Source organism: Aeromicrobium sp. Root495 (assembly GCF_001426755.1).
In the GTDB taxonomy this organism is placed as follows: Bacteria; Actinomycetota; Actinomycetes; order Propionibacteriales; family Nocardioidaceae; genus Aeromicrobium.
Genome location: NZ_LMFJ01000001.1, coordinates 960,114 through 978,892, shown reverse-complemented (window position 1 = coordinate 978,892; position 18,779 = coordinate 960,114). Strand labels below are relative to the sequence as shown.

Annotated in this window: 14 protein-coding genes and 1 pseudogene; 9 read left to right on the top strand and 6 right to left on the bottom strand. The window is 64.4% G+C overall.

Annotated elements, in window-relative coordinates; all coding sequences use genetic code 11:
- Both ASD11_RS18650 and ASD11_RS04990 read left to right on the top strand, forming a co-directional pair.
- Nucleotides 1–181, top strand: a pseudogene (locus tag ASD11_RS18650) (hypothetical protein); the annotation flags it as partial.
- 66 nt (nucleotides 182–247) lie between these two features.
- A complete protein-coding gene (locus tag ASD11_RS04990) occupies nucleotides 248–955 on the top strand; it encodes a DUF4191 domain-containing protein (RefSeq protein ID WP_056284123.1) in 708 nt (235 codons plus the stop codon).
- Nucleotides 956–1,043: 88 nt separating this feature from the next.
- On the opposite strand, the gene ASD11_RS04985 is transcribed toward ASD11_RS04990, so the two are convergent.
- Nucleotides 1,044–1,412 carry an RDD family protein gene (locus ASD11_RS04985; protein ID WP_056284119.1) on the bottom strand — a complete coding sequence of 123 codons (369 nt, stop codon included), beginning with the start codon at nucleotides 1,410–1,412 and terminating at the stop codon, nucleotides 1,044–1,046.
- Nucleotides 1,413–1,610: 198 nt separating this feature from the next.
- Between ASD11_RS04985 and glnA the strand changes: the two genes are divergently transcribed.
- Together glnA and ASD11_RS04975 are read left to right on the top strand one after the other, a co-directional pair.
- Nucleotides 1,611–3,032 carry a type I glutamate--ammonia ligase gene (gene glnA / locus ASD11_RS04980; RefSeq protein WP_056284115.1) on the top strand — a complete coding sequence of 474 codons (1,422 nt, stop codon included), beginning with the start codon at nucleotides 1,611–1,613 and terminating at the stop codon, nucleotides 3,030–3,032.
- 191 nt (nucleotides 3,033–3,223) lie between these two features.
- Entirely contained in the window at nucleotides 3,224–4,054 is an 831-nt protein-coding gene (locus ASD11_RS04975) for a hypothetical protein (protein WP_056284114.1), read from the top strand.
- Nucleotides 4,055–4,060: 6 nt separating this feature from the next.
- Here the strand turns inward: ASD11_RS04975 and ASD11_RS04970 are convergent, their stop codons facing one another.
- From ASD11_RS04970 to ASD11_RS04960, 3 genes are all read right to left on the bottom strand, one after another.
- Entirely contained in the window at nucleotides 4,061–4,345 is a 285-nt protein-coding gene (locus tag ASD11_RS04970) for a hypothetical protein (protein ID WP_056284111.1), read from the bottom strand.
- The gene (locus tag ASD11_RS04965) at nucleotides 4,338–5,489 is read right to left on the bottom strand and encodes a site-specific integrase (protein WP_056288394.1); all 1,152 of its coding nucleotides are present in this window, start codon (nucleotides 5,487–5,489) and stop codon (nucleotides 4,338–4,340) included. The genes ASD11_RS04970 and ASD11_RS04965 overlap by 8 nt, the downstream gene beginning before the upstream one ends.
- 61 nt (nucleotides 5,490–5,550) lie before the next feature.
- On the bottom strand, nucleotides 5,551–5,775 hold the full coding sequence (locus ASD11_RS04960; protein ID WP_056284108.1) for a helix-turn-helix domain-containing protein: 225 nt from the start codon (nucleotides 5,773–5,775) through the stop codon (nucleotides 5,551–5,553).
- A 139-nt stretch (nucleotides 5,776–5,914) separates the two neighbouring features.
- Here ASD11_RS04960 and ASD11_RS04955 point away from each other — a divergent pair, with 139 nt between their 5' ends.
- From ASD11_RS04955 to ASD11_RS04935, 5 genes are read left to right on the top strand one after another with little or no spacing between them, the layout of a single operon-like run.
- Nucleotides 5,915–6,121, top strand: a complete 207-nt coding sequence (locus ASD11_RS04955; RefSeq protein ID WP_056284104.1) for an excisionase family DNA-binding protein — start codon at nucleotides 5,915–5,917, stop codon at nucleotides 6,119–6,121.
- Nucleotides 6,121–9,381: a helicase-related protein gene (locus ASD11_RS04950; RefSeq protein ID WP_056284099.1), complete on the top strand. Its 3,261-nt coding sequence runs from the start codon at nucleotides 6,121–6,123 to the stop codon at nucleotides 9,379–9,381. The genes ASD11_RS04955 and ASD11_RS04950 overlap by 1 nt, the downstream gene beginning before the upstream one ends.
- Nucleotides 9,374–10,057, top strand: a complete 684-nt coding sequence (locus ASD11_RS04945) for a DUF4391 domain-containing protein (protein ID WP_056284096.1) — start codon at nucleotides 9,374–9,376, stop codon at nucleotides 10,055–10,057. Before ASD11_RS04950 ends, ASD11_RS04945 begins: the two co-directional genes overlap by 8 nt.
- Complete coding sequence (locus ASD11_RS04940; RefSeq protein ID WP_235503239.1) at nucleotides 10,054–11,946, top strand: site-specific DNA-methyltransferase; 1,893 nt, start codon at nucleotides 10,054–10,056, stop codon at nucleotides 11,944–11,946. Before ASD11_RS04945 ends, ASD11_RS04940 begins: the two co-directional genes overlap by 4 nt.
- A gap of 4 nt (nucleotides 11,947–11,950) precedes the next feature.
- Nucleotides 11,951–15,034 (top strand): type III restriction-modification system endonuclease, encoded by a 3,084-nt coding sequence (locus ASD11_RS04935; RefSeq protein WP_056284094.1) that lies wholly within the window; start codon nucleotides 11,951–11,953, stop codon nucleotides 15,032–15,034.
- A gap of 19 nt (nucleotides 15,035–15,053) precedes the next feature.
- On the opposite strand, the gene ASD11_RS04930 is transcribed toward ASD11_RS04935, so the two are convergent.
- Complete coding sequence (locus ASD11_RS04930; RefSeq protein ID WP_056284091.1) at nucleotides 15,054–16,865, bottom strand: ATP-dependent helicase; 1,812 nt, start codon at nucleotides 16,863–16,865, stop codon at nucleotides 15,054–15,056.
- Nucleotides 16,862–18,637, bottom strand: a complete 1,776-nt coding sequence (locus tag ASD11_RS04925) for an ATP-dependent nuclease (protein ID WP_056284088.1) — start codon at nucleotides 18,635–18,637, stop codon at nucleotides 16,862–16,864. Before ASD11_RS04925 ends, ASD11_RS04930 begins: the two co-directional genes overlap by 4 nt.
- Nucleotides 18,638–18,779 lie beyond the last annotated feature (142 nt).

The window sequence follows — 18,779 nt, the reverse complement described above, 5'->3', positions numbered from 1 at the left end:
GGAGTTCGTCGAGCTCAAGGACGAGGCCGACGAGATCGGCTTCCTCGGCGTCATGTCCGGGCCGCTCGTCCGCTCGTCCTACCGCGCCGGTCGTCTGTACCACCAGGCCGTCGAGGCTCGTGAGGCCGCGGGTCAGCCCGTCGCGCGTCACGACGGCGTGCCCATGGCACCCCTGGTCTGATCGCAGAGCCGACCTCGATCCCACACCCGCCCCCTCAGGGTGTCGGAGGGTCGTAGACTGGACAGCATGTCGAATGCTGCCCCCGTGCCCGAGCAGGGTCGCCTGCGCCAGATGCGCCAGGCCTACCGGATCACCAAGAAGACCGACCGCAACATCGGCCTGATCCTGCTCCTGTGGTTCGTGCTCGTCGGCGGCATCACGGCCGTCGTGGCCTACCTCGTCTTCGGCACCGGCATCTTCGGCATCATCACGACGGTCGTCTTCGGCCTCCTCTCCGGCCTCCTGGCCGTGCTCATCGTCTTCGGGCGCCGCGCCGAGCGCGCTGCCTACGCGCAGGTGGAGGGCCAGGCCGGCGCCGCCGCCGGCGTGCTCCAGATGCTGCGCCGCGGCTGGCACACCAAGCCCGCCATCGCGTTCACCAAGAACCAGGACGTCGTGCACCGCGTCGTCGGCAAGCCCGGCATCATCCTGGTCGGCGAGGGCAACCCGGCCCGCGTGCGATCGCTCCTGGCCGCGGAGAAGAAGAAGCACGCCCGCATCGGCGGCGAGGACGTCCCGGTCATCGACGTCATCGTGGGGCAGGGCGAGGGCCAGGTCCGCCTCACCAAGCTCGTCAAGCACATCCAAAAGCTGCCCAAGAGCATCAAGCCGGCCCAGCAGACCGCGGTCATGAACAAGCTCAAGGCGCTCGACGCCATGCGTCCCGCAGCCCCCATGCCCAAGGGCCCCATGCCCACGAGCATGAAGGGCGCCCGCCGCGCCATGCGCGGCTGACCCACCCCACGCTGCCCTGTCCCGTCGGGGACGAACGATGAGGGGTCGTGGTCGCTCCGGCGACCACGGCCCCTCACCGTCGTTCGGGTCAGGCCCGCGTGCGCGGGGCGACGCGCGAGGTCGTCAGCACGTCGTGCAGGCCGCGGCCCTCGTCGTTGGTGATCACCGGCGGAATGACGACACAGATGAGCGCCGTGCGGATGGCCGAGCGGACCAGGCCGATCGGCCGGCCGTCGGCGCCCTCGACCTTGAGACCCATCACGCCCTTGCCGAGGGAGAACCCCACCAGACCGGTGGTCACGGTGACCTCGAGCCAGAAGATGCCGAGCGTCAGGAACGAGCTCGCGGCGCCCTCCCCCGCCAGCGGCCGGCCGGTGATGGCCACGCCGGTCAGCAGCGCGACCACCCAGTCGATGAGCAGGGCCAGGACACGGCGACCGAAGGAGGCGTTCTTCACGAGGCCCAGCCTAGTCAGGCCCGCGCACCGCGTCCGAGCCGAGCGCGCAGCCGGTCAGCGGACTTGTAACATGTCCGAAACATAGGAGTCATGGCAGGGAAATTCCCTCTGCCTACGTTTGAGGGCACGGTGCAGCGATGCGCTGGTCCCACGTTTCGACTCACGACCGCCCCGGTTCCCCGAGGCTCAGGAGGCCACATGTTCGGCAATGCCGACGAGTTCTTCAAGTTCGTCAAGGACGAGGGCGTCGAGTACCTCGACGTCCGTTTCACCGATCTCCCCGGCATCCAGCAGCAGGTCACCCTGCCCGCGTGGACCTTCGACGAGGACGCCGCCAAGAACGGCGTCGCGTTCGACGGCTCGTCGATCCGCGGCTTCCAGAGCATCGACCAGTCCGACATGGTCCTCTTCCCCGACTTCGGCACCGCCTACGTCGACCCCTTCAAGGCGCGCAAGACCCTCGCCATGGAGTTCTTCGTCCACGACCCGATCACGGGTGAGGCCTACTCGCGCGACCCGCGCAACATCGCCCGCAAGGCCGAGGCCTACCTCGCCACCACGGGCATCGGCGACACGGCGTACTTCGCGCCCGAGGCCGAGTTCTACATCTTCGACCGCGTCAACTACGGCACGAGCGCCAACAAGTCGTTCTACGAGATCACCTCGGCCGAGGCCGCCTGGTCCACCGGCGACGAGGTCAGCGACAACCGTGGCTACAAGGTCCGCTACAAGGGCGGCTACTTCCCCGTCGCGCCCACCGACCAGACCGCCGACCTGCGCAACGACATGATGAGCAACCTCGCCGAGGCGGGCCTCACGCTCGAGCGCGGCCACCACGAGGTCGGCACGTCCGGCCAGGCCGAGATCAACTACAAGTTCGACACGCTGCTCAAGGCTGCCGACGACGTCATGAAGTTCAAGTACATCGTGCGCAACACGGCGTGGGCGAACGACAAGACCGTCACCTTCATGCCGAAGCCGATCTTCGGCGACAACGGCTCGGGCATGCACGTTCACCAGTCCATCTGGAACGACGGCTCGCCGCTGTTCTACGACGAGGCCGGCTACGGCGGACTCTCGGACCTGGCGCGTCACTACATCGGCGGCATCCTGAAGCACGCGCCGTCGCTGCTGGCCTTCACCAACCCGTCGGTCAACAGCTACCACCGCCTGGTGCCGGGCTTCGAGGCCCCCATCGCGCTGGTCTACTCGGCCCGTAACCGCTCGGCCTGCGTGCGCATCCCCATCACGGGATCCAACCCCAAGGCCAAGCGCATCGAGTTCCGCTGCCCCGACCCGTCGGCCAACCCGTACCTCGCCTTCTCGGCGCTGCTGCTGGCCGGTCTCGACGGCATCAAGAACAAGATCGAGCCCCCGGCCCCGATCGACAAGAACATCTACGAGCTCCCGCCGGAGGAGTACGACGCCATCGACATGGTGCCGACCTCGCTGAACTCGGTCCTCGACAACCTCGAGGCCGACCACGAGTTCCTCACCGCCGGCGACGTGTTCACGCCCGACCTCATCGAGACGTGGATCGACTACAAGCGCACGGAGGAGATCCTCCCCGTGCAGCTGCGTCCGCACCCGCACGAGTTCGAGCTGTACTACGACATCTGACAGACGTCGTAGCACTGAAAGGGCCTCTGACCTGCACGTTTGCAGGCTCAGGGGCCCTTTCCATTGCTCTGAAATCAGCCGGATTCCGCAGGGATTCCGCAGGAGATCGGCTTCAGCGTCATGCGGTCTCCATCGCTCCAACCGTCTGGACCCTAGGCTCTGAGGCCATTGGGCGCCACGAGGAGGACATCTTGCCAGCCGCTGACTTCAGTGAGTTCTCCTACGGGTACGCCGTGGTGCGTCAAGCCGAGGATCTGCTGGCAAGGATCGGTGCGGGCCTCGTTGGCGCCCCAACCCTGCCATCGCTCCTGAAGGAGAACACGGTCGGATATGACGCGGAACTTGTGGCCGTTGACTTCGCTCTATTCCTGCAGTTCAAGCGCTCCTTCTTCGTCTCCCGACAGCACACCCAAGGACCCTGCGGCTACATGAGCGGGGAGCCACACTGCACCTGGGCTTACTGGAACACCGAGCACTACCGCTTCGACGTCGACACCGATTCCAACCAGTTCCACGCGATGCGGGGTTACGAAACCAGCATCGTCCTCGGTTACGGGAACGGACTCTCGTTGTATCTGGCTCCGGCCTTTCACAAGGAGACCGACCTACATCTCGCCTACACCCGGGGGCTCATACTTGATCGATCGATCGGCATCCGTCCATCCGCGTTCGACACCGTGGCGGCCGGCCAACACAAGTACTCCTTCGACCTCGGGATGACCGCAGGCGTCGTGACCTCAGAGCCCGCCCCTGTTGACCCAAAGACCGCGGCTGACGCGATTACCGCGGTCGCCAACACAGCGATAGCAGAACGCCCGACCGAGCCACTGACGCTGGCCGCCCTCGGTTCGTGGGCTGCCAATCAGTCGTCAGCGGCCGGCATGGACCTCGAATTCGACCGGCGTTCGGCGCCGGACACGCTTGCGTTCCTCAGCGACTTTGCGGGCCTGCTGGGCGGGTCCCTAACTCTTCTCGGCCGCCAAGACGAGACCCTCGCCCGCGACGCGGACGATGGGGCCTGAGATTGGTCAGCCGTCGCAGGGGTCACTGACAGCGCGCATGACTGCCTCGACGTACTCCTCGATGTCACCCGGCGCGAGGGCGAGCTGGATGCGAGTCTCGCTCCCCTGGCCCACCCGGCCGACCACGACGGCCAACGAGGTGTGGTCGTCGTCGAACGCCACGACGACCTTGCCGGGCTTGACGAGTTCGAGATCGTAGATGTCGGTCGGGTCGACGAGCACGTGGCCGCTCTTGTCGACGGCCTCGAAGTCGGCCCAGACGTCGACGCTGTAGAGCCCTGTATCAATCATTGCTTCTCTCCTTATAGACGGCCGCGACCGCGGCTCGTGAGGTGTCATCCCTGTCAGGCCAGAGGTGACCGTAGGTATCGAGGGTTGTCTTCGCCGAGGCGTGCCGAAGCCGGGCCTGCACGACCTTGACGTCGAGGCCGGAGGCGATCAGCAGCGAGGCGAAGTAGTGCCGCAGGTCGTGGAACCGGAAGTCGTCGGGCAGGCCGACCTGGGTCCTCGCTGCGCGGACGGCACGTTCGATCGTCCAGGGCCCGCCGGCGTTGCCCCACAGGTCACTGACGATCTGAATGCCGTTGCCCAGCGGGATCGCCTCGGCGAGGAGCTGCGACATCTCGACTGGGATCGGGATCGAGTGACGCGAGGTGTCGGACTTCAGTGGCTCGTTCTCCCACTGCACCGACGGCGTCACGACGCCGGTGGCGAAGTCGACGTCCGTGACCGGTAACGCCGCCGCTTCGGCAAGGCGCAGCCCGGCGTGGGCACCGAGAAGGATCGCTGGCCGTACGCCGGGCGGCACCGCGTCGTAGAGCGCCCACACCTGGCGCGTCGTGGCGACGTAGGGCCGCTGTTTGCCCATGCCCGGCGAGGTCCGCCGCGAACATGGGTTGCGCGCGACGATCCCGTCATGGACGCCGTCGGTGAAGATCTGGGAGAAGCGTGAGTAGATCGCATAGATGTAGGAGTCGGCTCGCCCCTCCTTCTTGAGCGTCACCGTCCAAGCACGCACGTCCGACGGTTTGATCGCGGACATCGGTACGGATCCGAAGTGGGCCTTGATGATCTTGACGTGCACCTCGGCCTGCCGGACGGTCGACGCCCGTCGAGTGCCGTAGCCGGCCAGCCACTTGTCGCACCACTCCCCGACCGTCATCTTCGCGTCGCTGGGGGCGACGTGGTCGCCGCGCAGGAGTGCGGCCAACTGCTTGTCGAGCCACGCCTGGGCCTGGACCTTCCGGTCGAAGTGCCTGGTGTGCTCGCGACCTGAGTCGTCGACGTACCGGGCGCGCCAGCGCGTCACTTGGCCTGCAACCGCCGACGCGACCTCGACGCTGTTGCCATCGGCATCCTTGATTCGCTTGCGCCAGCGATCCTCGACGGACCCTCGCTGGGATCGCCGCTGCTTGGGTGTGGGTTGCTTCCTCATGGGCTCGCCGTAGCACGGAGCGCCGCCAACCGGGCGGTCCACAGCTGCTCCTGTGGAGAACTCAGGCGACACCGCGCCCCGTGGACTCTCGCTGCTCCTCGAGCCAGTCGAGAACGTCCTGCCGGAAGTAGCGCAGCCGGCGTCCGAGGATGAAGCCGCGTGGCCCGGTGCCGAGCACCCGCCAGTAGCGGACGGTTGCCAGCGGCATCCGCAGCAGCTCGGCGACCTCCTCGATGGTCATCAGCGCGTCGATACGCTCGGGCTCGGGAGTGGTGTGGTCGGTCATGGTCGGCTCCAGGGAGTTGAGGTTGGTCCTACCCCCAATGGCCGAGGGGGGCGGGCCGAGTGGCCAGGGCACCCGAACGAGAGAAGAGATCGGCAGAAACCGGCAAAGAACGGCTCCGGTCGGCACTAGGGTTCGGACGGTGACCGAACCCTGGGTGTCCGCCGACGTGATCGCCGGGTACCTCGGCGTGACCAAGGACAGCATCTACACCTGGATCGCCAAGAAGGACATGCCCGCCCACCGGGTCGGGCGTCTCTGGAAGTTCAAGGTCACCGAGGTCGACGAATGGGTGCGCAGCAGCGGCGCCGACGAGACCGCGAAGCCCCCGAAGAAGGGGGCGCGCTGATGGAGATCATCGACAATCTCAACCGCCTGCTCGGCGACGACATCAAGGTCACCCTCACTCGCGGCTCCAAGCTCCGGATCGCCGCATCGACCTTCTCGATCTACGCCTTCGAGGCACTCCGCAAAGAGCTGGAGGGTGTCAAAGAACTGGAGTTCATCTTCACTGCTCCGACGTTCGTCGCCAGCCAGGCGACCGACAAGGTCAAGAAGGAGCGTCGGGAGTTCTACATCCCCCAGACCAAGCGGGAGTCCAGCCTCTACGGCTCCGAGTTCGAGATCCGGCTGCGCAACAAGCTGACCCAGCGCGCGATCGCCCGGGAGTGCGCGGACTGGATCAAACGCAAGGTCACCTTCAAGTCCAACAAGACCGGCGCTCCGATGCAGCAGTTCGCCGTGGTCGACGATCGGGCCGCATACATGCCGCTCCAGGGCTTTACGTCGGCCGACCTCGGCTACGAGCGCGGCGACGCGGTCTCCAACCTCGTCAACAAGATCGATGAGGCCCCGCTCGCGTCGGCCTACCTCCAGACCTTCGACCAGATCTGGTCGAGCCCGCAGCAGGTCGAGGACGTTACCAAGGTCGTCCACGAGCACATCGCGAGCGTGTACGCCGAGAACAGTCCCGAGCGGGTCTACTTCCTGATCCTCTACAACCTGTTCTCCGAGTTCCTCGAAGACATCAGCGACGACGTGCTGCCTGATGACCTCACCGGGTGGCGCGACTCGGAGATCTGGAAGAAGCTCTACAACTTCCAGCGCGATGCCGCGGTGGGCATCATCAACAAGCTGGAGACCTACAACGGCTGCATCCTCGCCGACAGCGTCGGCCTCGGGAAGACGTTCACGGCGCTGGCGGTCATCAAGTACTACGAGAGCCGCAACAAGTCGGTCTTGGTACTCGCGCCGAAGAAGCTCGAAGACAACTGGACGACCTACAACAGCCCCTACGTCACCAACCCGTTCTCGGCAGACCGCTTCAGCTACCACGTCCTGGCGCATACCGACCTGTCCCGGGACAAGGGCTACTCCGGCCAGATCGACCTGAGCAAGGTGAACTGGGGCAACTTCAACCTCGTCGTGATCGATGAGTCCCACAACTTCCGCAATGCCGACTACTCCGAGGACAAGGAGAGCCGCTACCAGCGGCTCATGCGCAAGGTCATCCAGAGTGGCGTCAAGACGAAGGTCCTTATGTTGTCGGCCACCCCCGTCAACAACCGCTTCAACGATCTCAAGAACCAACTCCAGCTTGCCTATGAAGGCGAGTCAGAACAGCTCTCGGCGAAGCTCAACATCAACAAGTCGATCGAGCAGGTCTTCCGCGAAGCCCAGGTCGCCTTCAAGAGATGGTCCGAGCTCCCCGCCGAGGAGCGCACCACCGACGCGATCCTGCGCATGCTGGACTTCGACTTCTTCGAGCTCCTGGACGCGGTCACCATCGCCCGATCCCGCAAGCACATCCAGTCGTTCTATGACACCGCCGACATCGGCGCATTCCCGAACCGCCTCCAGCCGGGGTCGATACGCGAGCCGCTCACCGACCTGCCGCAGGCGCCGACGTTCAACGAGATCTTCGAGCAGCTCCAGGTCCTCAACCTCGCCGTCTACACGCCGCTCTCGTATGTCCACCCAAGCAAGATGCAGAAGTACGTCGACCTCTATGCAGTCCAGGGCGGAACCGCACGGGGCAACCTCGGCATGGCCGGCCGCGAGCAGGGCCTCAAGACCCTGATGACGGTTAACCTGCTCAAGCGCCTGGAGAGCTCGGTTGAGGCGTTCCGGATCACGCTCCGCAAGGTCGAGGCCGCCATCGACCACGCTCTGCAGGATCTGGATGACAAGGACGGCAAGATCGCCGACATCGGCGCGGCCTTCGGAGACATCGAGGCCGATGACGACGACTTCGAGGTCCCCACCGCTCCGTCGGTCGGCAAGAAGTACCAGATCGACCTCAATGACATGGACACCACCTCATGGCGCAACGACCTCTGGCACGACCGTGAGACCATCCGCGAGCTCGTCGAGGCGATGGACCTCATCACCCCGGAGCACGACCGCAAGCTCCAGCGACTCCGGCAGGTCATCAGCGCGAAGGTCGAGCACCCCCTCAACGGCGACAACAAGAAGGTGCTGCTCTTCTCAGCCTTCGCCGACACCGCCCGCTACCTCTACACCAACCTGGAGCAGACCGTCCACGCCGACCGCGCACTCGAACTCGGCCTGGTCACTGGCTCCACACACCCCAAGACGACCCTCGGCGACGGCTTCGACTTCCAGAAGCTCCTGACGTTCTTCTCCCCCCGCTCGAAGGACAAGGCAGTCGTCTTTCCGAACGAGCCCGGCGAGATCGACCTGCTGATCGGCACCGACTGCATCTCGGAGGGGCAGAACCTCCAGGACTGCGACTTCGTCGTCAACTACGACATCCACTGGAACCCGGTGCGGATCATCCAACGCTTCGGCCGCGTCGACCGCATCGGCTCGAAGAACTCCGTGATCCAGATGGTCAACTTCTGGCCCGACATCAGCCTCGACGAATACATCAACCTCAAGGAGCGCGTCGAGAACCGCATGGTCATCGCCGACCTCGCGGCCACCGCCGACGACAACCTCCTCACCCAAGAGTCCAACGACACCAAGTTCCGCAAGGAGCAACTCCGCCGCCTCCAGGACGAGGTCATCGAGCTGGAGGACGTCCGCACCGGCGTCTCGATCACCGACCTCGGGCTCAACGACTTCCGCATGGACCTGCTCATGTACATGGAGCAGTACGGCGATCTCGCGTCCTCGCCCAAGGGTCTCCATGCAACCGTCCCCGCCAATCCCGAACGTGGCCTTCGCCCCGGCGTGATCTTCGCACTGCGCAGCGTCGATGAGCAGGCGGAGATCAACCGTCACAACCGCCTGCACCCGCACTACCTGATCTACCTCGACAACGACGGCAACGTCGTCACCGACCACACCGAGGTCAAGCAGCTCCTCGACCTGGTTCGGGCAAGCTGTCAGGGAGTGCATGAGCCGATCCCTGCCGCGTACCACGTCTTCAACCAGCTCACGAGCGAAGGCGCCGAAATGCGCGTCTACTCGAACCTGCTCAACGAGGCCATCAACTCCCTCATCGACATCACCGAGCAGCGGGACATCGACAGCCTCTTCTCAGGAGCGAAGACCACCGCATTGCAGCAGAGCTTCGAGGGGCTCGACGACTTCGAGCTGATCGCCTTCCTCGCCATCGTCGAGCCCGAGGCGACCGATGGCTGACCTGATCCAGTGGCCCGAGACGGCGAAGGTCGACCGGGTCATCCCGAAGGAGCGTCTGTACGCCGAGGCCAGCGCGGGTGCTGCCCTCAAGCAGCGGTTCGTCGACGAGGTCCAGCGCGTCCGATGGGCCTACAAGTTGGGCGATGAGTCGCTGCGCCTCGCGCCTGGTGAGACCGTCACCGAGATCCAGGTCTTCGTCCTCGACCTGAAGGGCTCCAGCCTCGACAACTCCGTGCTCGCCTCCATCGACAAGGCGGTCCCCAGCCAGATCATCTTCGAGCTGCGGCGCGAGGACGGTCTGTGGACCGAGCAGGCGATGACCGCGGCCTACAAGCGTGCCGGCGGCAAGACCAAGGGCACCGACTACTTCCGCACCGGCTGGATCGGCTCTGATCAACCGCGCATCCCGCTGCCCGCCGCCCTCGACATGGACGGCCTCTACAGGCAACTGCTGGGCCGCTTGCTCCCCCACCCCATCTGGCCGGTCGAAGAACTGTCGGACGCCCTCGACAGAATGGGACGTATCCGCGGGCTCACCCGCGAGATCGCCGCGCTGGAGAAGAAACTCCGCACCGAACCACAGCTCAACCGCAAGATCGAACTCCGCAGGCAGATCAAGGAACGCACCGCAGTGCTCACCGAGCTGACCGAACCCGTACCGAGCAATAGGGAATGACCGTGGACAAGCTCAAAATGCACTCGCCGGACCTCACCCAGCACAACATCGACCAGATCGCCGAACTTTTCCCCGCGGTCGTCACCGAGACTCTCGACGCCGACGGCAGCCCCGTGCGCGCGGTCGACTTCGACGCGCTCCGCCAAGAACTCTCCGATCACGTCGTCGAGGGGCCACAGGAGCGTTACCAACTCGACTGGCCCGGCAAGCGCGCCGCGGCCTTCGCCGCCAACGCGCCCATCGCCAAGACCCTGCGGCCGGTACGCGCGGAGTCCGTCGATTTCGACACCACGAAGAACCTCTTCATCGAGGGCGACAACCTGGAGGCGCTGAAACTGCTCCAGGAGTCGTACATCGGCAAGGTCAAACTGATCTACATCGACCCGCCCTACAACACGGGCAACGATTTCGTTTACGAGGACGACTTCGCCGAATCGAGCGCCGACTACCTCGCCCGTTCGGGCCAGACATCGGAGACGGGCGACCGCCTTGTCGCGAACACCGAGGCGAACGGCCGCTTCCACTCCGACTGGCTCAGCATGATGTACCCCAGGCTCAGGCTCGCGCGTAACCTCCTGACATCTAACGGAGTCATCGTGATCAGCATCGACGATTCCGAGGTTTCGCGTCTCACGTCGCTCTGCGACGAGGTATTCGGTGCCGACAACCATGTCGAGACGCTGGTGTGGAAGCGTCGCTACGGAGGCGGCGCCAAGGAGCGGCACTTCGCCAGCATCCACGAGTACCTAGTCGTGTACGCGCGGGACCTCTCACAGCTAGAGGAGCTCTTCGTCGACCTGACTGACGAGCAGATCGAGCGTTACTTCAAGTCGACTGACCAGAACTCCACCACTCGCGGACCATACCGAACTCAGCCGCTAGAGCCCGCCGCTTCTATGGGAGACCGTCCCAATCTGCGCTTCCCCATCATCGCGCCCGACGGCTCGGAGCTCTGGCCAAAGCGACAGTGGCTGTGGAGCCGCGAGCGGGTGGCCGAGGCCTCTGAACGTGGCGAGCTGGAGTTCCGTCAAGGCACTAACGGATGGCAGGTATCGATCAAGCAGTATCTGAACGACGAGACCGGCGCCCGTCGCAAGACGAAAGCAACGTCAATCGTTGAAGGCATCTACGGGCAGCTGGGCAGCGCCGAGCTGAAGAAACTGTTCAGTGGCAAGGATCTCTTCCCGTATGCCAAGCCGTCCGCTCTCGTTCAGCGCCTTGTCGACATTTTCACCGTGCGAGATTCGTTGGTGCTCGACTTCTTCGCCGGGTCAGGTTCAACCGCTCACGGGGTCATGGCTCAGGGTGCCCTCGACCGCCTCCCTCGGCGCTGGATCGTGGTGCAGCTCGGAGAGGCCGTAGATGCGAAATCTGAAGCAGGCAAGGCTGGCTACCGCACCATTGCAGAGCTGTCACGAGAACGTATCCGCCTCGCCGGCGCCCAAGTCGGCGTCGGCGCCGGCATGCTGGCTGAGGATCTCGACGTAGGCTTCCGGTCACTTCGAGTCGACAGCACAAACATGGCTGATGTCCTGGCTTCGCCTGACGGGACTGAACAGGATGAGTTGCTCGGTGCGGTTGACAGCGTCAAGCAGGACCGCGGCGCCGAGGATCTCCTGTTCCAGGTTCTGCTGGACTGGGGCTTGGACTTGTCGCTGCCGATCGTTCGCGAGCAGATCGAGGGCTACGAAGTGTTCGCAGTCGACGACGACGGGGTGATGGCGTGCTTCGCTGACAGCGTCACAGAAGCCGTTGTGCAGGCGATCGCGAAGCGCCACCCGCTTCGTGCCGTCTTCAAAGACGCCGGGTTCGCCAGCGACGCGGCGCGCATCAACGCTGAGCAGATCTTCCGCGAGGTGTCACCCGAGACTGAGGTAAGGGCGATCTGACCTGATGAAGCTCCAGTTCAAGGTCCAGCAGTACCAGACCGAGGCCGTCGATGCCGTGGTCGACGGGTTCACCGGGCAGCCGTATGCCGACGGGGTGAAGTACCGCATAGATCCCGGCATGGAAGCGGCACCGACGCTTCTGGAGGATGCGGGCCTTCGCAACGCAGAGATCGCGCTGACCCCGCCACAGCTCCTGACGAACATCCACCGCGTGCAGCAGGCGCGCGGGCTGGAGTTGTCGAAGGACCTCAAGGACCCGGTCAAGAAGTCGGCGTCGCCGATCAATCTCGACATCGAGATGGAGACCGGTACCGGCAAGACCTATGTCTACATCAAGACGATCATGGAGCTGCACAAGCGGTACGGATGGTCGAAGTACATCGTGGTCGTGCCGTCGATCGCGATCCGCGAGGGCGTGAAGAAGTCGTTCGACATCACCGCCGAGCACTTCCAACAGATGTACGGCACCAAGCCGCGCACCTTCGTCTACAACTCCTCCCGGCTGCATGAGCTGGAGCGGTTCTCGTCCGACTCCGGCGTACAGGTGATGATCATCAACATCCAGGCGTTCAACGCCACGGGCAAGGACGCCCGCCGCATCTACGAGGTGCTCGACGACTTCCAGTCCCGCAAGCCCATCGACGTGATCGCCGCGAACCGGCCGATCCTGATCATCGACGAGCCGCAGAAGATCGAGGGCGACGCGAAGAAGCCGTCGAAGTCGCTGGAGGCGCTCGGGCTGTTCAACGCCCTATTCGCGCTGCGATACTCGGCGACCCACAAGATCGAGCGCACCAAGGTGCACCGCCTCGACGCGGTGGACGCGTACAACCAGAAGCTGGTGAAGAAGATCGCGGTGCGCGGCATCACCGTGAAACACCTGGCCGGCAGCACCGCGTACCTGTACGTGGACGGGCTGGAGGTCGGCAAGGGCGCGGACTTCCCGAAGGCGCGGGTGGAGCTTGAGGTGCAGACCGCGCAGGGCATCAAGCGGCAGGTGAAGCGGCTGAGCCAGGGCATGAACCTGCACGACGTCTCTGGTGGCATCGAGGCGTACAAGGGCCTGTTCATCCGGGATGTCGATGCGAACCGCGACATCATCGAGCTGAGCAACGGCGACATCATCGGAGCCGGCGAGGTCACCCAAGACGTGGCCGAGGACCAGAAGCGTCGCATCCAGACTCGCGAGGTCATCCGCGCCCATCTCGACAAGGAACGCGAGCTGTTCGCGCAGGGCATCAAGACGCTGTCGCTGTTCTTCATCGACGAGGTCGCCAAGTACCGCGACTACGACCGGGACGACACCCTCGGCGCGTACGCCCGCGTGTTCGAGGAAGAGTACGAGGCGGTGCTCGCCGACTACCTCAACCAGCTCGACCTCGACGAGGCCGCGGAGCGGTACCGCAAGCACGTCGAGGCGATCCCGGTGCGGTCGACGCACGAGGGCTACTTCTCGATTGACAAGAAGACCGGGCGCTCGATCGACGGCAAGGTCACCGCGCGCGGCGAATTCGCAGGCCAGTCGGACGACGTCGACGCCTACGACCTGATCCTCAAGGACAAGGAGCGGTTGCTCTCCTTCGAGGAGCCGGTGCGATTCATCTGGTCGCACTCGGCGTTGCGCGAGGGCTGGGACAACCCGAACGTGTTCGTCATGGGCATGCTGAAGAAGAGCGACAACACCACCACGCGGCGGCAGGAGATCGGCCGCGGCCTGCGCCTGTCGGTCGACCAGCATGGCGAGCGGATGGACAACCCCGTCACCGTGCACGACATCAACGAGCTGACCGTCGTGACCGACGAGTCGTACACCGACTTCGTCACCGCGCTGCAGAAAGAGATCATCGAGTCGCTGTCGGCCCGTCCGCGCGCGGCGAGCGTCGACTACTTCACCGGCAAACAAATCAAACTCGCCGACGGCTCGACCAGCGTGCTGGAGAAGACGCTCGCGCAGGCGCTGTACAACCACCTCATCCGCCACAACTACATCGACGACGACGGCTTCGTCACCCGGGCGTACAAGGACGCCCGCGCCGACGGCACCCTCGCCGCGCCGACGTCGGAGGCGCTCAAGCCGATCATTGACTTCGCTTGGCCGCTCGTGGACGCGCTCTACCTCGACGTGCCCAAGCCGGCCGACGGCCGCAAGCCCAAGAAGATCCCGTTCAACGAGGCGAACTTCAAGAAGCGCGAGTTCCAGGAGCTGTGGGGCCGCATCAACCACAAGGCCGTCTACCAGGTCGAGTTCGACTCCGCCGAGCTGATCCGCAACTGCATCCATGTGCTCGACAAATCCCTGAGCGTCACCGTCATGCAGTACCTCGTCGAGGCCGGCAAGCAGGTCGTCGGCCTCGAAGTCGAGCAGCTCGAAGCCGGCACCGGGTTCAAGGTCTCGGAGACCAAGGTCGAGCACTTGGCCGTATCGGCGGGTTCCACCGTCAAGTACGACCTGCTCGGCGAGATCGCGGAGAAGACCCGGCTCACCCGCCGAACCTGCGCCGCGATCCTCACCGGCATCAACCCGGGCACGTTCGCGAAGTTCAAGCAGAACCCCGAGCAGTTCATCACCGAAGCCGCCCGGCTCATCAACGAGCAGAAGGCGACCGTCATCGTCGAGCACCTAAGCTACGACCCGCTCGACAACCGGTACGACTCCTCGATCTTCACCGAGAACCAGACCGCCCAGGACCTGTCGAAGGCGGGGGACAAACTCAAGAAGAGCGTCTACGAGTACGTCGTCACCGACTCCAAGGTCGAGCGGTCGTTCGTCGAGAAGCTCGACGTCAGCGACGAGGTCGTCGTCTACTCGAAGCTGCCGCGCGGGTTCTTCATCCCGACCCCAGTCGGCGATTACAACCCCGACTGGGCGATCGCCTTCCGCGACGACACCACGAAGATCAAACACGTCTACTTCGTCGCCGAGACAAAGGGCTCCATGTCGACCCTCCAACTCAAGGGCGTGGAGAACGCCAAGATCGAGTGCGCCCGCAAGTTCTTCGCGTCCCTCAACGACAAGTCCGAGCACGACGGCGTGAAGTACGACGTCGTGAATGACTACGACGCACTTCTCCAGCTCGTCGCCGGATAGGTGCATGCACGCGCCGGCGTTATGAAGACACGAGGGACAGGAATCGTGACGGTTGCGTTGTCCTCGGACCGTACCTCGTGTCTCGCGCCGTCGCTCGCGTGAGCAAGAGAACTCGACGCGGGCGCGTGATCGCAACGTAGAAGGTTCGAAGTTCGTCACGCAATGCCGAATCGGACGTTGCCCTGAAGTCGGGGAACTGGCCGTCGTTCAAGCCAACAACCCCAACGGCCGCATATTCGCGCCCTTGCGATTTGTGCACGGTAAGAAGGCGGACGCCAGACGCGAGGTCGTCCCCACGTTGCGCGCGTGAGCAGTGCAGTTTGAAGTTTCCCCAGGTCAGGTCAGACCGCGCGGTTAGCCCATCAAACTGAGCCCAACTGGTCGAGAACTGGAGCACGTCGGTCTGCCAGTTCGCCGCCTCTGCGTCAGCCACGCCGGTAGGCAGCTCCGTTCCCTGGAGGAAGGGGACGAGCTCCGCGACATCCGTAAGGTCGACTACGCCCGCGACGGCTTGGATCAACTCGTCATCGGACGCAAAGACGGCATCTCTGACTGCATCTGTCGACTCCTCGGCAAGATCGACACCAAGGAGCCTGCCCAGCTCCCAGTACGTCGAATGATGATCGGGCGCTGCCTTCAGCGACACTGCCTCAAGAACGACCCTGCCGGCCACGGTCGTGAGCCATTCATTCGGCGTGCTGGACAGAGCGAACGGAATCTCCCGCTCGGCCAATGCCGACGCTACGAAACGAAGACCGGCCGCTGACCTGGATAGCACTGCGATGTCTTCGGCGCGGAGCGAATTGTTTTCGCCGATGCCGAGCGCCCCCTCGGGAAGCCCGCTCTCCAGGAGGCCTTCGACCCAGGCCGCCACCCTCTCGCCCTCCTCGGCTTCTGTCGCGAGCGCCTCGAGGTCGATCATGCCTGGAGCCGCGAATGCCGCCTCTTCGCTGACCGCGTGGCCGAGTGCAGCCGCAACCTTGCTTGACGCAGTGGCGAGCACCGTGGCGGACCGGAAGTTGGTGTGGAGCTCGTGGCGTTCGGCAACGAAGGCTTCTGTGAATACTCCTATGAGGCGAGGATCTGCCCCGGCGAAGCTCACGATCGATTGCTTGTCATCACCGACCAGCATGGTCGGGATGACCACCTCACCTTGGTCCGATACCAGCTCAGTGAGCAGGTCGTACTGCGCCTTAGTCAGGTTTTGAGCCTCATCGACGACGATGGATGTGTAGAGGCGTCGTATCTGGCGCCGCGCCGAGCCCACCGTCAGCAGCTCCGTAGCACGCGTTAGAAGCGCCGGATAGTCGAGAGCACCATTGTCATCGAGCGCTTGCAGCCAGTCGTTCAGGCCGTCAGTGCGTTCGCCCGTGGCACGTGCCAAGTCGAAGCCCATGAGACGGCTCTTGAGATCTTCTGGCTCCGCGTCGCCGCGATCTCGCAGCCACGAACGAAAGAGCTCCACGCGGTCCTCGTCGCGAGCCAACAACTCCGGCTCAAGCGGAAGCCCGATTCGAGTTCCATGGGCGCGAAGCAAGCTGTGCGCGAACCCGTGGATGGTCTCGCTGTCGATACGACGTGCGAGCGCTCCAAGCCGTGTATCGAGCCTGGCGCGAAGCTCGTCTGCTGCTTTCACCGTGTAAGTCAGAGCGAGCACCCGCCCATTGCCGCCGGAGTCTTCAAGGAGCAACCGTTGGATTCGCCGAGCGACCACTTCGGTCTTGCCGCTTCCCGCACTCGCCACCACCACAAGCGCACGCGCGTTGCTGTCCACAGCTGCCTGTTGCTCGGGACTCAGCACCGGCTCGTTGAAGTCGTCGGTCGTGGTCATGAAAGGGCTCCGTCGATAGCTTGGATCATTTCCTGGACCGGCGACGGCCACGTGGTGGAGTCCTCGTAGCGTTCGAGCAAGACGTCTGCCAGGGTCTGCCCGATCGATCCCTTCAAGTCCTTCATAGTCGATAGGACATTGGCGACGGGCGCGAGATCGGGACGCACCCGTTCGCACGCGGTTCTACCGACGTCCTCGTCGAAGTCCACGATCATCGCCTCGATCGCTCCAGAGACGCCCTTGGCCGCGGCGCTGTCCGGCTTGCCGACCCAGATGACAGTCGCTGGGGAAGCTCCCGTTGTAGCAAGATTCTCAACAGCGGCAACGCCAGCAGGATCGCTGTCAGCGAAGATGAACCAGGGGACCCCGATGGCATTCGCGAACTTGGCAACCGCGCGGGCGGTCTGTGTCGCCATCGACTCGGGGTCGATGACGCAGACCCCGTGGGCCTTTGCGCCGAGGGCGTGCCTCAAAACTGGCGGCAGGAACCCGCGTTCCGTCGCACCGTCCCCGACCACGATGGCACTCGCGAAGAGGATCTCACCGAAGGGTCGTTCGGCAAGCCTCTTGAGCTTCTCCATCTCCTCGGTGTGGTGGCTCGGGCGAAAGGGCCGTGGCGTGCCCGGAGCATTGCTGGGGGCGGGACCGAGGTCCACTACGGCCAGCGAACCTCCGTCCTCCCGGAAGAGCCGGATCGCTCTTGGATCCGAGGCTGTGACGACCTGGCTGGAGTGCGTGCTTGCAACGACCTGCCCGCGGATCGACTTCAGCAGGTGCGGCAACTCAGACGCCGCCTGCGGGTGCAGGTGCGCTTCAGGTTCCTCGACGAGGGTTACAGGATGTGGGCGGAGCGAACCGCCGTCCGCACCGAGCAAGCGTTCATACAGCACGCCTTGGATCTGGAGCGAGGCCAGACTCCGCGCACCAGCGCCATGCATTCTGATCGGAAGCGCCCCATGTCCGCTGTCAAGGTCGATCGACAGCGAGCGAGCCAGTTCCTCGAGGGTGATGGGGATCGGGTTGATGCCGGGAGCTCCGATGCTCCCAACGGCGCGGTTTAGCGCATCCAGCGACCGACTAACCGATGCGAGTGTCCCGCTTCCCGCGACGATGTCGGCACTGAGACCCGCCAAGCGGAGCTCCAGATCGGCCCGTGTCACGTCGTCAACGTCCAAGTCGCTGAGCACCTTGCGAACACCCGAGCCACGACGACCGAGTTCCTCCATCAAGTCGCGCCCAGTGTTGACAAGGTCCGACGCCACCAGCCCCCGAGCATCCCGTCCAAGGTCCTTTGCCCCAGAGCGCTCGACCCAATTGCCGCTGGCGGCGTCGAACGTCAGGATCTTGAACTCGGATCGAGCGCCAAGCCCTTCGGCCGAGCGTCGGACGTGGGCGCGCCAGGCGAAGCGCTCACGAAACGGGGGGTCGCTGATCGTCTGTGCATCGCCGCCCATCAGCCGACCTTCGTCGTCCTCGAACGCTTGCTCGTCTGTGGATGCAGGAGGCGGACTGGGCGCGAGGACGACATCGATCTCGGGTTCCGCAGACGATCCGACGGTGAAGTCGTCTACGTCAGCGACACGACCGCCCAACGCTAGGTGCAAGGCAGACAGAACCCTGGACTTGCCGACATTGTTCCGCCCGACGAGGAGTGTGAGGCCAGGCTCGAACTCGACTTCACACGACACGATTCCTCGGAAGTTCCGAATCGTGACTCTCTCGACATACAGCGCCGCGTGCCTCGTGGCTGGGGCGACGGCAGCGGTAGTCACCCTCCCACGCTAATGCTCGTCCCGTTCGCGCTCCGGACTCCACGCCGAAGCGCCAGCACGACTCCTCCTCTTCTGCCGGCGGCGGCCCCTCGTCTCTGTCATGTCCGTCCTCCTTGTCGTCCTCCTCCTTGTCGTCCTCCTC

Excerpts from the sequence above, each read along its gene's own strand:
- ASD11_RS04990 (WP_056284123.1), top strand. The coding sequence starts at position 248 with ATGTCGAATGCTGCCCCCGTGCCCGAGCAGGGTCGCCTGCGCCAGATG.
- glnA (WP_056284115.1), top strand. The coding sequence starts at position 1,611 with ATGTTCGGCAATGCCGACGAGTTCTTCAAGTTCGTCAAGGACGAGGGC.
- ASD11_RS04970 (WP_056284111.1), bottom strand. The coding sequence starts at position 4,345 with ATGATTGATACAGGGCTCTACAGCGTCGACGTCTGGGCCGACTTCGAG.
- ASD11_RS04965 (WP_056288394.1), bottom strand. The coding sequence starts at position 5,489 with ATGAGGAAGCAACCCACACCCAAGCAGCGGCGATCCCAGCGAGGGTCC.
- ASD11_RS04960 (WP_056284108.1), bottom strand. The coding sequence starts at position 5,775 with ATGACCGACCACACCACTCCCGAGCCCGAGCGTATCGACGCGCTGATG.
- ASD11_RS04950 (WP_056284099.1), top strand. The coding sequence starts at position 6,121 with ATGGAGATCATCGACAATCTCAACCGCCTGCTCGGCGACGACATCAAG.
- ASD11_RS04945 (WP_056284096.1), top strand. The coding sequence starts at position 9,374 with ATGGCTGACCTGATCCAGTGGCCCGAGACGGCGAAGGTCGACCGGGTC.
- ASD11_RS04940 (WP_235503239.1), top strand. The coding sequence starts at position 10,054 with ATGACCGTGGACAAGCTCAAAATGCACTCGCCGGACCTCACCCAGCAC.
- ASD11_RS04935 (WP_056284094.1), top strand. The coding sequence starts at position 11,951 with ATGAAGCTCCAGTTCAAGGTCCAGCAGTACCAGACCGAGGCCGTCGAT.
- ASD11_RS04930 (WP_056284091.1), bottom strand. The coding sequence starts at position 16,865 with ATGACCACGACCGACGACTTCAACGAGCCGGTGCTGAGTCCCGAGCAA.